The organism is Nocardia sp. NPDC055165 (assembly GCF_053606985.1).
The window spans coordinates 403679-416330 of sequence record NZ_JBSGSS010000002.1 but is presented as its reverse complement, the minus strand read 5'-3'; the positions used below and the strand labels follow the sequence as shown (position 1 = coordinate 416330).

The 12652-nt window shown below is 67.1% G+C and carries 14 protein-coding genes; 9 read left to right on the top strand and 5 right to left on the bottom strand.

Features of this window, described 5'->3' with window-relative positions:
- A complete protein-coding gene (locus tag ACWFRF_RS06020; RefSeq protein ID WP_452449087.1) occupies positions 1-693 on the top strand; it encodes an FHA domain-containing protein in 693 nt (230 codons plus the stop codon).
- Between the two features lie 33 nt (positions 694-726).
- Positions 727-1581: an SDR family oxidoreductase gene (locus ACWFRF_RS06015; RefSeq protein WP_378987759.1), complete on the top strand. Its 855-nt coding sequence runs from the start codon at positions 727-729 to the stop codon at positions 1579-1581.
- Here ACWFRF_RS06015 and ACWFRF_RS06010 read toward each other — a convergent pair.
- A complete protein-coding gene (locus ACWFRF_RS06010; protein ID WP_449965265.1) occupies positions 1578-2522 on the bottom strand; it encodes a threonine/serine dehydratase in 945 nt (314 codons plus the stop codon). The genes ACWFRF_RS06015 and ACWFRF_RS06010 overlap by 4 nt on opposite strands.
- A 204-nt stretch (positions 2523-2726) precedes the next feature.
- Between ACWFRF_RS06010 and ACWFRF_RS06005 the strand changes: the two genes are divergently transcribed.
- The 5 genes from ACWFRF_RS06005 (at position 2727) to thpD (ending at position 6639) form a co-directional block, all read left to right on the top strand.
- Entirely contained in the window at positions 2727-3437 is a 711-nt protein-coding gene (locus tag ACWFRF_RS06005; RefSeq protein ID WP_378987756.1) for a response regulator transcription factor, read from the top strand.
- 71 nt (positions 3438-3508) lie between these two features.
- Complete coding sequence (ectA, locus tag ACWFRF_RS06000; RefSeq protein ID WP_378987753.1) at positions 3509-4060, top strand: diaminobutyrate acetyltransferase; 552 nt, start codon at positions 3509-3511, stop codon at positions 4058-4060.
- Positions 4060-5328 carry a diaminobutyrate--2-oxoglutarate transaminase gene (ectB, locus tag ACWFRF_RS05995; RefSeq protein WP_449966211.1) on the top strand — a complete coding sequence of 423 codons (1269 nt, stop codon included), beginning with the start codon at positions 4060-4062 and terminating at the stop codon, positions 5326-5328. The genes ectA and ectB overlap by 1 nt, the downstream gene beginning before the upstream one ends.
- Positions 5325-5729: an ectoine synthase gene (locus ACWFRF_RS05990; RefSeq protein ID WP_378627675.1), complete on the top strand. Its 405-nt coding sequence runs from the start codon at positions 5325-5327 to the stop codon at positions 5727-5729. Before ectB ends, ACWFRF_RS05990 begins: the two co-directional genes overlap by 4 nt.
- Positions 5713-6639, top strand: coding sequence for an ectoine hydroxylase (gene thpD, locus ACWFRF_RS05985; protein WP_449965259.1), 927 nt, complete (start codon positions 5713-5715; stop codon positions 6637-6639). The genes ACWFRF_RS05990 and thpD overlap by 17 nt, the downstream gene beginning before the upstream one ends.
- Positions 6640-6697: 58 nt before the next feature.
- Here thpD and ACWFRF_RS05980 read toward each other — a convergent pair whose 3' ends face one another.
- Both ACWFRF_RS05980 and ACWFRF_RS05975 read right to left on the bottom strand, forming a co-directional pair.
- The gene (locus ACWFRF_RS05980) at positions 6698-7621 is read right to left on the bottom strand and encodes a hypothetical protein (RefSeq protein ID WP_449965256.1); all 924 of its coding nucleotides are present in this window, start codon (positions 7619-7621) and stop codon (positions 6698-6700) included.
- A 237-nt stretch (positions 7622-7858) separates the two neighbouring features.
- On the bottom strand, positions 7859-8878 hold the full coding sequence (locus ACWFRF_RS05975; protein ID WP_449965253.1) for a hypothetical protein: 1020 nt from the start codon (positions 8876-8878) through the stop codon (positions 7859-7861).
- A 58-nt stretch (positions 8879-8936) separates the two neighbouring features.
- On the opposite strand from ACWFRF_RS05975, the gene ACWFRF_RS05970 reads away from it, so the two are divergent.
- A complete protein-coding gene (locus tag ACWFRF_RS05970; RefSeq protein ID WP_378987740.1) occupies positions 8937-9368 on the top strand; it encodes a MarR family winged helix-turn-helix transcriptional regulator in 432 nt (143 codons plus the stop codon).
- A gap of 119 nt (positions 9369-9487) precedes the next feature.
- Positions 9488-10759 (top strand): glycosyltransferase 87 family protein, encoded by a 1272-nt coding sequence (locus ACWFRF_RS05965; protein WP_378987737.1) that lies wholly within the window; start codon positions 9488-9490, stop codon positions 10757-10759.
- A gap of 22 nt (positions 10760-10781) precedes the next feature.
- Here the strand turns inward: ACWFRF_RS05965 and ACWFRF_RS05960 are convergent, their stop codons facing one another.
- Together ACWFRF_RS05960 and dmpG are read right to left on the bottom strand one after the other, a co-directional pair.
- Positions 10782-11339, bottom strand: coding sequence for an SRPBCC family protein (locus tag ACWFRF_RS05960; protein ID WP_452449086.1), 558 nt, complete (start codon positions 11337-11339; stop codon positions 10782-10784).
- 211 nt (positions 11340-11550) lie between these two features.
- Positions 11551-12585, bottom strand: a complete 1035-nt coding sequence (gene dmpG, locus ACWFRF_RS05955) for a 4-hydroxy-2-oxovalerate aldolase (RefSeq protein WP_452449085.1) — start codon at positions 12583-12585, stop codon at positions 11551-11553.
- Between the last annotated feature and the right edge of the window lie 67 nt (positions 12586-12652).

The window sequence follows — 12652 nt, the reverse complement described above, 5'->3', positions numbered from 1 at the left end:
ATGCCGATGTGCGCGGACGGACACCAGTCGCGGTCGACGGACTACTGCGATGTGTGCGGATCGGCTCTGGGCGCGGCGCCCGCGCCCGACCCGGCGGCTCTGCGCCTGTGCCCGAACTGCCACGCGCCGACCAGCGGACGCTTCTGCGAAGGATGCGGCCACGATTCCGCCCTGCCACCGGCGACAGCGACGTCGGCGCGTCCCGGTGACCGAGCGGAATCGGCCGATCCCGGATTCGACCCCACCATGATCGCCGCCGGCGCGCCCCCCGACAGTGGTCGATCCGGGGTGTGGGTCGCGCGGATCTTCGCCGACCGCGAGTTCTACGCGCGCGTCCGAGCCCGCAAGGGACCCGATGCCGAGCGTGTCGAATTCCCGGACTTCTACCCCGAACGTCGAATCATCTTGCGTGGCAACCAGTTCCTGATCGGAAAACGATCGGCCTCGCAAGGGATCGTGCCCGAGATCGACCTCGGCATCGCCCCGGCGGATATCGGCGTCTCCCGCGCACATGCGATGATCCAGGTCGATCAGAGGGGCGCGCTCACCATCACCGACCTCGGTTCCACCAACGGAACCAGCCTGGACGGCGCCGAATCATCGATCACACCGCAGCAGGCGGTCGCACTGCGCGAAGGCAGCCGGATCCATGTCGGCGGCTGGACCACCATCGCGATCACCGCGGAACCGTAGACGCATCTGTTCACCAAACGTAGGGTCGGGACCATGACGAAGTTCGACGGGAAGACCTGCCTGATCACCGGTGCCGCCAGCGGCCTCGGCCGCGCCACGGCGTTCGCGGCCGCCGCGAAGGGGGCCTCGCTCGTCCTCACCGACATCACGGCCGACACGCTCGCCACCACCGCCGAGGAACTGCGCGCGGCCGGGGCGACGGTGCATCTCGCGCACGCGGCCGACGTCAGCGACCATTCCGCGGTCGTCGGTCTCGCCGCCCATACTTTCGAGGCCGTGAGCCATGTCGACATCGTCATGAACGTGGCGGGCATCGCCACCTGGGGCACCGTCGACAAGCTCACGCCCCAGCAGTGGCGCCGCACCGTCGACATCAACCTGATGGGCCCCATCCACATCATCGAGGAGTTCGTGCGCCCGATGATCACCGCCGGTCGCGGCGGTCACCTGGTGAACGTGTCCTCGGCGGCGGGCATCTTCGGTCTACCGTGGCACGCGCCCTACAGCGCCACCAAGTTCGGCCTGCGCGGTGTCTCGGAGGTGCTGCGGTTCGACCTGCGCCGCCACAAGATCGGCGTCAGCCTGGTCTGCCCCGGCGCGATGGCCACCCCGATGGTCGACAGCGTCGACATCGCGGGCGTCGACCGCGACAACGCGGCGCTGAACAAGGCGATCAGGCTGTTCATGCGCCACGCCGTCACCCCGGAGCAGGCGGCCACGTCGGTGATCAAGGGTGTCGAGCGCAACCGCTACTGGGTCTACACCTCCCGCGACATCCAGTTGGCCCACTGGGGTCAGCGGTACTTCCCTTACGGCTACACCTTGGCCATGCGCGGTTTGAACTCCGCGATGACCAACTATGTCGACAAGAACGCCCTGGTCCGCTAGACGAGGTCGCTGGGGTCGGTATTGGCCCCACACAGGATCACGCACACCCGTTCGCCGGGCTCGGGCCGATAGGCCGGGCCCGAACCGGTGTCGAGCAGTGCCGCCATCGCGGTGGCCGCGCCGTTCTCCACGGCGATGCGATGGGAGGTCCACAGCTGCTGCCTGGCCGCGCGGATCGCCTCGTCGGGCACCAGCAACGACCGCACACTCGGATGCTGGGCGGCGGCCAAGGCCATCGCCGACACATTCGGGGCGCCGAGGGAATCCGCGGCGATCGAGTCGACGGTGACATCCACCGGGTGACCGGCTTCGAGCGCGGCGTTCAGCGATCGACAGCCCACGGGTTCGACGGCCACCGTGCGAATCCCGAAATGCTGTGCGGCGACCGCCGTTCCGGTGAACAACCCACCGCCGCCGACGGCGACGAGCACCGTGTCCACGTCGGGGATGCGCGCCTGGATCTCGCGCATCAGCGTGCCGGCGCCCGCGGCCACGAGCGTATCGTCATAGGCATGGGCGGCCAGCGCACCACTGGTCTCGGCGAATTCCCGGCAAGCGGCCAACGCCTGCTTGTATTCCGGACCGATCAGTCGCACCCGCGCGCCGTAGTCACGAAGTCGACCGATTTTGACCGCAGGCGCGGTCTCGGGCAGAAACACCGTCGCGGGCACCCCCGCCTCCCGTGCCGCCCATGCGCACGCCAACCCGGCATTGCCGCCCGAGGCGATCGTCACACCCGCGTCCGGCAACGTTTCCGCTGCCGCGTGCGCGCGCACGAAATTCTGCGCACCACGCGCCTTGAACGTGCCGGTGAACTGCAAGAACTCCAGTGCGAACCAGAGCGGGTCCGGCCCTGGTCCGGCCGGTGCGACAGTGATCGGGCGAACCAGTCCGTCGATGCGCGCTGCGGCGGCTTCGATATCAGCGAAAGTCGGGGTCACCCCTGCGACTATGCCACCGGCCACGTCCCCTCGAACCGCCCGTTGAGCGGGCGAATTGTTACGACGGGTTTACGTCTGCACCAGTCTGGGTACATAACAGATCGGTAACAAGCTCGAAGGCGGGTAGTCGTGTCGGTCTGGGGACGCGAAACCCCCCAGTGCACCGGCACACGCCCGGCGTGTCAGCAAAGGATGTGCACACACATGAGCGCGAACCTGATGATCGTGGACGACGATGTCCAGATGCGCGGCGACCTGCGTCGCGCGATGGAAGACGAAGGGTATGCCGTAGCCGAGGCAGGCGTGCCTTCCGACGCCCTCGATCGGCTGCGCAGCGACGGGCCACCCGATCTGATGATCGTCGACCTGATGCGCGGCGAAGCCGACGGCTTCGACTGCATCCGGGAGATCCGTCGTGACCACGATGTGCCGATCATCGTGATCAGCACCCGTTACGACACCCACGACGTGGTCGCGGCCCTGGAGGCGGGGGCCGACGACTTCGTGAGCAAGCCGTTCGAAATCAAGGAGATCACCGCCAGGATGCGCGCGCTCCGCCGTCGCGCCCGCATCACCGCCGATCGCGACACGACCCCCGAGGCCGTGCTCGACGCCGATCCGCACGCGCCGCTGGTGCTGGCGGCCGACGCGGGCGCGGTGCGTCGCGGCGCCGAGGAGATCCACCTCACGGTCACCGAATTCCGGTTGCTGTGTGAACTGGCGGAGACCCCCGGCCGCGTGCTGAGTCGATCCGTGCTGCTCGAAAGAGTGTGGGATCAGGGCTTTTTCGGTGACGAGCGCATCGTCGACGTCCACGTGCGACGCCTGCGTACCAAGATCGAACGCGACCCGTCGGACCCGCGCATCGTGGTTACCGTCCGCGGTCTCGGGTATCGCCTCGACGTGCAGTCGTAGTAAACGATTCGTCATACAACCGCAAAGAGCTCGACACAAAGACCGCAAAGTCGGCTGGGCACGTTAGATATATGACAACGTCCACCATGTCCATCGAGCCGGCCGCCAGCGCGGCGGCCCCTGGTTCGGAACCGAGATTGCGTCATCCGCGGCTGGGCGACGGTGCCCAGCTGTGGCGGATCGCCCGCGATTCGCAGGTACTCGACGTCAATTCCAGCTACGCGTACCTGCTGTGGTGTCGCGATTTCGCCGCAACCTCGTTGGTTGCCGAAAGTGACGGTCAGCCCGTCGGATTCGTCATCGGATATGTGCGCCCGGAAGCTCCGGACACGCTGTTCGTCTGGCAGATCGCCGTCGACGCGCAAGCTCGCGGCCGCGGCCTGGCCGCCGCCATCCTGCACGCGCTGCTGGATTCGGTAGCCGGCGCGGGCATCACCACCTTGGAAACCACGATCTCACCCGGAAACACCGCCTCGCATGCGCTGTTCTCCGCGGTGGCCCGGGAACGCGGTGCCGATTTGCGCACCGAGGACCTGTTCGAAGAAAACGATTTCCCCGATTCACACGAGGCAGAGCTGCTGTATGTGATTTCACCGGCTCAGCGCCAGGAGGAACGACGATGATCACGACCACCGACACCAGCATTTTCGAGGCCATGGAATCGAATGTGCGCGGATACTGCCGTGACTGGCCGGCCATCTTCAGCACCGCCGAAGGCGCCTGGTTGCGCGACGAGCAGGGCCGCGAATACCTCGACTTCTTCGCAGGCGCCGGCGCGTTGAACTACGGACACAACAACCCGATTCTGAAAAAGGCGCTGCTGGAATACATCGGCAGCAACGGCATCACCCACGGTCTGGATATGTCGACCGTGGCCAAGCGTGAACTGCTCGAGACCATCCGCGACAATCTGCTCTCGCCGCGTGGCCTCGACTACAAGGTCCAGTTCCCTGGCCCGACCGGCGCGAACGCCGTCGAAGCCGCGCTCAAGCTGGCCCGCAAGGTCACCGGCCGCAAGACCATCCTGAGCTTCACCAACGCCTTCCACGGCATGACCCTCGGTGCGCTGTCGGTGACCGGCAACGCCGCCAAGCGGGCCGGTGCCGGGGTGCCGCTCGAGCACTCCACCCCGATGCCCTACGACGGCTACTTCGACAACACCATCGAGGACTTCGGCTGGATGCAGCGCGTCCTCGACGACAGCTCCTCGGGCTTCGATCGCCCCGCCGCGGTGATCGTGGAGACCGTGCAGGGTGAGGGCGGCGTGAACCTGGCCCGCGCCGAATGGCTGCGTCACCTGGCCGGACTGTGCGCCGCGCGCGACATCCTGCTCATCGTCGACGACGTGCAGATGGGCTGCGGGCGCACCGGCCCGTTCTTCTCCTTCGAGATCGCCGGCATCACCCCCGACATCGTGACGCTGTCCAAGTCGATCGGCGGCTACGGTCTGCCGATGGCGCTGGTGCTGCTCAAGCCCGAGCACGACCAGTGGGCGCCCGGTGAGCACAACGGCACCTTCCGTGGCAACAACCCCGCCTTCGTCACCGCGACCGCCGCCCTGCGCGAGTACTGGTCCGATGACAAACTCGCCCAGCGCACCGCCGAGAACGGCGCCTACGTGGGTCGCACGCTCGACGCGGTCGCGCAGCGGCATGCCGGAGTGTCCACTCGTGGACGCGGCATGGTGCACGGCATCGTCTTCGACGACCCGTCGCAGGCGGGCAAGGTGTGCCGCACCGCGTTCGAACAGGGTCTGCTGGTGGAGACCTCGGGGTCGATGGACGAGGTCGTGAAACTGCTGCCGCCGTTGACGCTGGGCAGCGACGAACTCGATCAGGGCCTGTCGGTGCTGGTCTCCTCGATCGACACCGTCTGTGGTGGTGCCGCATGATCGTGCGCACCACCGAAGAGATCACCGGCACCGAACGCGATGTGGCAGGGCCGGGTTGGCGCAGCAAGCGCATCGTGCTCGGCGGCGACAAGGTCGGTTTCTCCTTCCACGAGACCACGATCGAGGCGGGCACCGTCCACCGGTTCCACTACCAGAATCACGTCGAGGCGGTGTGGCTGGTCGAGGGTGAGGGCAGCCTGCTCGATCTCGACAACCAGACAACGTACGAGCTGGGCCCGGGCTCGATGTACCTGCTCGACGGACACGAACGTCACCAGGTCACCGCCCGCACCCAGCTGCGGATGTTGTGCGTCTTCAATCCGCCGGTCACCGGTCGCGAGGTACACGATGAGAACGGGGTGTATCCGCTGATTATCGAGGAGGATGGCGCCAGTGTCTGATCAGCTCGACCGCTACCCGACCCGGTTGTCCGAGCCTGCCCCGCATATCGAACGCACCGATCCCACGGTGTGGGGCCAGGTCACCTCGCCGGAGCTGATCGGATTCGACGCGAACGGTTTCGCGACGATCCCCGACCTGCTCACCCCCGACGAGGTGGCCGCCTTCGGCGCCGAGGTCGGCCATCTCGCGGCCGACCCCGTGCTCTACGGCGATGAACGGGTGATCGTGGAACCCGTTGCGGGGCAGGTCCGTTCGGTGTTCCAGGTGCATCAGCTCAGCAAACCGATCGCGGAGCTGGTCGCCGAATCGCGGATCGCGGGCCTGGCCGAGCAGATCCTCGGTTCGCCGGTGTACCTGCATCAGACCCGGGTGAACTACATGCCCGGTTTCGGTGGTAGTGGTTTCGGCTGGCATTCCGATTTCGAGACCTGGCACGCCGAGGACGGCATGCCGGCCCCGCGGGCGGTGAGTCTGTCGATCGCGTTGACCGACAACTATCCGTTCAACGGCAGCCTGATGCTGATGCCCGGTTCACACCGCACCTTTGTGCCGTGCCTGGGCGAAACGCCGAGCGGTCACTATCGGGAGTCGTTGCGCGAGCAGCGAATCGGGGTCCCGACGACGGACGATGTCACGTTCCTGGCCGCCCGTTACGGGATCACCCAGTTCACCGGGCGGGCCGGTTCGGCGCTGTTGTTCGACTCCAACATGATGCACGGTTCGTCGAACAACATCACCCCGTTCCCGCGCTCGAACATCTTCCTGGTGTTCAACAGCGTGGAAAACGCCCTGGCGGAGCCTTTCGCGGCCCCCCAGCGCCGCCCGCAACACATCGCCGCCCGCGATTTCACGCCCTTGCGTAAGAATTCGGCCGAAGCCGGTGCGGTGCTGGCGGACCAGTCGCCCTAGGCAGGTCGGCCACGAAGCCGCCACCCGCGGATCACCACGGGTGGCGGCTTTTCTCGTCCTAAGGCTGTTCGGACAGGGCGGAGAGGGAGGCCGCGGCGCGTGGGTCGTCGTGGGCGGCGGCCTTCCACCATTGTTCGGCGGCGGCGCGTTCGCCTTGCTGGAGGAGCAGGGTGCCCAGGTCGTAGGCGGCGCCGCTGTGGCCTGCCTGTGCGGCTTGGGTCCAGAGGGCGCGGGCCGAGTCGTGTTCGCCGCGTTCGTGCATGGCGGTTCCCAGGTCGTGCAGGGCGCCGCCGACGCCCTGGCTGGTTCGTGGGTGCTCGGGCGGATCGGTCGGGGCGATCGAGATTTTCGGTGGGGGATCCGATGATGCCGGTTCGGTGGAAGCGGCGGGGGGACTTGGTTCGACGGGGGGAGTCGAGGGGGCCGGGCCGAGCGGTGTCGTAGCCGGGTCGGCCGGATCGTGGGGTGGTTCGGGGCGTGCCGGTTCGGCCGGACCGGTGCTGAGTTCGACGACCAGTTCGTTGAAATCTGGTGTGCCGGGACCGGTGCTGCACCACAGGGTCGAGGCCCCGTCGGGGAGCAGGTCGACGACCATGCCGTAGTTGCCGGTCCAGGATTGGTGTGTGCCCGATTCGGCCACCCAGACGGGTGTGAGGGTGAACAGCGCGTCGGGTGCGTCCGCGGTCACCGAGATGTCGATGCCGTCGGCGAGGGCTTCGTACCAGATGTCGACGCCCGCCAGCGATTTCCCGTTCAGATTCACGTGCCCGTCGTGGACGGAGAGACCGAGGCCGAGGCCCGACACGTCCTCGGGTGCCATCACCGACAGTGCGCGCAGATGCACCGCCGTCGTTCCGGCGGGCAGCGCCTCGGTGTACATCGGATAGACCGCCGCACCGCACCATTCGATCGGATCGGCGCCGTCGTAGCGCTGATCGAGGGGGAGTGGGTCGCCAGGGCGTTGCGCGTCGGGATCATTCATCGGTGGCACCCGCCCTTTCCGCTGTTACACCCCCTCGCGGCGCCAGACTGTCCGCGGTTGCGCGCTACACCGTACTCGTGTCTACGTGGAGTCGTGGTCGATTCACGACAAGACGGCCGTTGAAAACGACAGTGCCCCGGCGACCCCGGTCGACCTGGTCCGCGACAGTGTGTCCGGATGTCGGGCAACGGGATTCGCCGGGGCCTGACCTGACTGATCAGGCGTGGAATCGACGCCTCAGACGGCCACCGATTCGCCGATCTCTTCCTCGACCGCGGCAGGTGCGACCGGCTGGGGTGCGTGGCGTGCCTCGTACCGACCGGCCACCACGACCAGCGCCACACCCACGACCAGCCAGGCGAACAACCCGAACAGGCGGGAGCCGAACCCGGCGCCACCGTCGAAGTAGAGCAGACTGCGCAGGCCTTCGACGAAGTCGGCGCCGTTCCAGAACGAGTGCAGCGCACCGAAGAACCCGTTCTGGAGTTCGGGCCCGTAGACGCCGCCGGAGGTGGTGAAGTTCAGCATCACGAACAGGGTGATCAGAGCGAGGGTGGTCCAGCGCTTCAAGAACGTGTGCAGGCCGATGCCGATCAGGATGATGCCCGAGGTGTAGACCCAGGCGATGGCGAACACGCTCGCGAGATCGGTGTCGATCACGCCGAACACCGGACCCGCCACCACGACGCCGATGAGGCTGACGATCAGCGCGGTCACCACACCGATCGCGGCGCGCACCCGCATCCGCAGCAGCGCGCCCGCCGCGCCGATCACCGCGACGCTGCCGTACGCGCCCACGCTCAACGCGACCAGCAGGAAGAAGATGCCCTGCCCGGTCGGGTCACCGCCCGCCTTGGTCGTGACATCGGTGATCACCAGCGGCACGCCCTGGTGATCCGATACCGACCGGAAGGCCACTTCCGCGGCCATCGCGCTGGTGTCGGAGCTCGCGGTGGCGACCAGCAGTTCCGGCTTGGCGGCGTCGGGCACATAGGCGCCGACGAGCTCGCGATTGCGCAGTGCGTCGATGGCCGCGTCGCGATCGGGCACGGTGACCATGTCGAGCCCGGCGCCGCCCTTGTCCTTCATCGTCTGTGCCAGCACCATCGTCTGCGGGGAATCGCCCACCACGGCGAGCGCGAGATTGTTCGGCTCGGGCTGATGGAACGCGCCGAGGTAGGCCAGAGCCATACCGAGGCACATCAGCAGCGGCGTCAGCAGATGTCCGGCGACGTGCCGGAACTGGGTGCGAGTCATCGGGGCAGATCTCCAAACAGTTGGTAAATGCAACTATGTATGGTTGTATGATACAACTATGAACGCGCGGAGCACAAGAACCCAGGCTGTCGACACCATCCAGCGGGAACTCACCGCTTTCGCTCGCCGTGCCCGCGGCCGCGCCGCCGAACTACACCCCGAGCTGAGCCTGGTCGCCTACAGCATTCTCGACCTGATCCTCGAACGCGACGGTTGCCTGGCCACCGACCTGGCCGAGCAGTTCCTGCTCGACAAATCGACCGTCAGCAGGCAGGTCGGCGCACTCGAGAAGCTCGGCTACCTCGAACGCGCGGTCGATCCCGGCAATCGGCGCAACCACGTCCTGCGCGCCACCCCCGAGGGCCGAGCCGTCGCCGGCGAGGCCGAACGCCGGCGCCGGGAGGCCTTCCAGGCGCGTTTCGCCGACTGGACAGACGACGATGTCGCGGCGATGGCCGGTTACCTGACCCGCTACAACCGCGGCGACTGACCAGGCCCGTCTTCAGCGCGTTCGGTTCGTGGGCGGGCATCCGCCTGGCTATTGCGCACGTCACCCCCGCCGATGGGCGGTGCCCCGGCAGCGCGTGCGAGTCGGTATAGTCGCCGCGGATGAGTAGTGACACCACCCACCCCGAGCAAGAGCGTTCCCCACGCCCGATCAATCGAGCATGGTGGCTGGTGCCGGTGTTGCTCACCATTGTGTCGGTGGTCTGTGTCAGGACGCCGATCTGGCCCTTCGAACGCTATTCCGGCGGGTTCATCGATCTCCAGGTCTACCGCCTCGGCATCGAGGCGATGCGCGACGGCGCCGATATGTACGGTCAGCTGCCCAAGACCTCGATCGGCATCGGTCTGCCCTTCATCTACCCGCCGTTCGCGGCCATCGCGCTCGCGCCGTTCGCGCTGCTGCCGTGGGGCACGGCGAAGATCCTCTACGTCGTGGTGTCGATCGCCGCCGTCGCCTGGACGCTGTATCTGGTGGCCCGCCGCTACCACCCCGACCGCAAGCAGGTCGCCCTGCTCGTCACCGCCTGCGCGGTCCCCCTGGCGATGCTGCTGGAACCGGTTCGCTCGACCATCGACTTCGGTCAGGTCAATCTCCTGCTGATGGTGCTGGTCGCCACCGATTGCCTGCTCCCGAAGACCCGCTACCCGCGCGGCATGCTGATCGGTCTGGCTGCCGCCATCAAACTCACGCCCGCCGCCTTCGTTCTCTACTTCCTGGTACGCAAGGACTACAAGGCCGCCGCGACCGCCGCGGGCACCGGGGCGATCGCCACCATCGCCTCCTTCGCGTTCCTGCCCACCGAATCCACCCGCTACTGGTTCGGCGGCCTCGGCAACGTCTCGGGCCTGAGCGGCTCGGCTTTCCATACCAATCAGTCGATCCAGGCCGTCATGGCCCGCCTGCACATCACCGGTCTGCCGTTCGACGCGCTGTGGCTGGTGCTGGGCACCCTGCTGCTGGTCCTGGTCGTCGCCGCGATGCGCAAGGCCGCCGACGCCCCCGCGATCGCGCTGTCGCTCAACGCGGTCTTCACGCTGCTGCTGTCGCCGATCTCGTGGTCGCACCACTGGGTCTGGATCGCGCCCGCGTTGCTGGCGATGGTCTGCCACGCCCGTACCCTGCCGGTCAGCAGCGCTCGCGGCTGGTACGCCACGACTGTCGTCGTCGCCGCGGTCTTCGTGATCGCGCCGCACAGTTTCCTGCCCGACGGTGAACACCGTGAGACCTCATGGACGTGGGATCAGCACATCATCGGCGACACGTATGTGTGGCTGGCGGTCGGGCTGGTTGTCTTGTTCCTCGTCACCGGACGTCGGCCGGCGCAGCCTGCGCAGGAGCCCGCGGCGGTCGAGGAACACGCGCGCGTCGCCTGAACATCCGGTGACCCCGGCGGTCTCAGCCCAGGTGGTTGACGACGGCTACCGGGGGCCGGGCAGTGATTCCGTTCGGGTCCGCGATGTCGGCCAGTTGACGAAGGCTCGAGTCCAACCCGCGCTGAAGGGCGTGACCGAGTACGACCGCGTCGGCGTCTCGTAACACCTGGCCGTGCAGGCCGGTGCGAAGAGTGGCGCGCGAGAGGTCGCGCAGGTGCTCGAGTTCGACGGCGAAGGTGACCGCGATACCGGTCACCGCGCCGCACGTCATCGTCCAGCTGCGGTTCGGGCAGTATTCGGTGATGACCAGATGCACGTCGTGGAGCATGTCGAACATCTGGACCTGAGCGGCGAGTTCGAGATCGGCACCGACTCGATCCGGCGCCGGGCCGGTCCAGGAGTGGAGTTCGGACATCCACGCGGCGATAGTGTGCGGTTCGGACAGTAGGTCCCACAGCGCATCCGGGGCGACGGGCAGAGCGATGGCACCGCTGACGTGCACCTGGTCCACGCCGTCGCCGGGCACGCCGTCAGGCGTGATCAGCTGACCGGTCTGCCTGCGATGACTCCGCTGGGCCATGATCCCCCACTTCATCGGGACCCGGCGTGCGGTGGTCGCACGTCGACCGGTCCCGAACGGCGTGCGACAGACGATAGCCGACCCACTCGAAATGTCCATTCGGACAGTGGATTTCGCCGACGAGACTATATCCGCACCGTGTTCTTCGTGGAAAGTCACCATCGCCCCCGCGTGCGATCCACGCGGGGCGATGATGACTGAATCGGGTACTTCAGACCGTGACGGAGGCTTCGCGCTGGAGTTCCAAAGCGATGTCGATGAGTTGGTCTTCCTGGCCGCCGACGAGTTTGCGTTTGCCCGCGCGGACGAGCATTTCGGCGGCGGAGACGCCGTAGCGTTCGGCTTGGCGTTCGGCGTGCTTGAGGAAGCTGGAGTAGACGCCCGCGTAGCCCATCATCAGTGATTGCCGGTCGAGCAGGCATTCCTGGGGCATGGCGGGGCGGACGACGTCTTCGGCGGCGTCGGCGATGGCGAAGAAGTCGACGCCGGTCTTGATGGCCAGCTTGTCGGCGACGCCGACGAAGGCTTCGACGGGGGTGTTGCCCGCACCGGCGCCGAAGCGGCGGGTGGAGCCGTCGATCTGGGTGGCGCCGGCGCGGACGGCGTAGACGGAGTTGGCCACGGCGAGGCCGAGGTTTTCGTGCCCGTGGAACCCGACCTGGGCGTCGGTGCCGAGTTCGGTGACGACGGCGGCGACGCGGTCGGAGACTTGTTCGAGGACGAGTGCGCCCGCGGAGTCGACGATGTAGACGCATTGGCAGCCTGCGTCGGCCATGATCCGGGCCTGTTTCGCGAGGGTTTCGGGTGGCTGGGTGTGCGACATCATGAGGAAGCCGACGGTTTCGAGGCCGAGGTCGCGGGCGTAGCCGAAGTGCTGGACGGAGACGTCGGCTTCGGTGCAGTGGGTGGCGATGCGGCAGATGGCGGCGCCGTTGTCCTGCGAGATCTTGATGTCTTCTTTGACGCCGACGCCGGGCAGCATGAGGAACGCGATCTTGGCGTTCTTGGCTGTTCGGGCGGCGACGGTGATGAGTTCTTGTTCGGGGGTTTTGGAGAATCCGTAGTTGAACGAGGAACCACCCAAACCGTCGCCGTGGGTGACTTCGATGACGGGGACGCCGGCGTTGTCGAGGGCGGTGACGATGTCGCGGACTTCGGTGGTGGTGAATTGGTGGCGTTTGTGGTGGGAGCCGTCACGCAGGGAGGTGTCGGTGATCCGGATGTCGAGTTCAGCAGAGAATGGCATGGTCGAGTCTCCTTACGCCCGGCTCGGCTGCGGCGGACGCAGGGCCTCGGGGGTGATGGTGTCCAGG

Excerpts from the sequence above, each read along its gene's own strand:
- ACWFRF_RS06020 (WP_452449087.1), top strand. The coding sequence starts at position 1 with ATGCCGATGTGCGCGGACGGACACCAGTCGCGGTCGACGGACTACTGC.
- ACWFRF_RS06015 (WP_378987759.1), top strand. The coding sequence starts at position 727 with ATGACGAAGTTCGACGGGAAGACCTGCCTGATCACCGGTGCCGCCAGC.
- ACWFRF_RS06005 (WP_378987756.1), top strand. The coding sequence starts at position 2,727 with ATGAGCGCGAACCTGATGATCGTGGACGACGATGTCCAGATGCGCGGC.
- ectA (WP_378987753.1), top strand. The coding sequence starts at position 3,509 with ATGACAACGTCCACCATGTCCATCGAGCCGGCCGCCAGCGCGGCGGCC.
- ACWFRF_RS05990 (WP_378627675.1), top strand. The coding sequence starts at position 5,325 with ATGATCGTGCGCACCACCGAAGAGATCACCGGCACCGAACGCGATGTG.
- thpD (WP_449965259.1), top strand. The coding sequence starts at position 5,713 with ATGGCGCCAGTGTCTGATCAGCTCGACCGCTACCCGACCCGGTTGTCC.
- ACWFRF_RS05980 (WP_449965256.1), bottom strand. The coding sequence starts at position 7,621 with ATGAATGATCCCGACGCGCAACGCCCTGGCGACCCACTCCCCCTCGAT.
- ACWFRF_RS05975 (WP_449965253.1), bottom strand. The coding sequence starts at position 8,878 with ATGACTCGCACCCAGTTCCGGCACGTCGCCGGACATCTGCTGACGCCG.
- ACWFRF_RS05970 (WP_378987740.1), top strand. The coding sequence starts at position 8,937 with ATGAACGCGCGGAGCACAAGAACCCAGGCTGTCGACACCATCCAGCGG.
- ACWFRF_RS05965 (WP_378987737.1), top strand. The coding sequence starts at position 9,488 with ATGAGTAGTGACACCACCCACCCCGAGCAAGAGCGTTCCCCACGCCCG.
- ACWFRF_RS05960 (WP_452449086.1), bottom strand. The coding sequence starts at position 11,339 with ATGGCCCAGCGGAGTCATCGCAGGCAGACCGGTCAGCTGATCACGCCT.
- dmpG (WP_452449085.1), bottom strand. The coding sequence starts at position 12,585 with ATGCCATTCTCTGCTGAACTCGACATCCGGATCACCGACACCTCCCTG.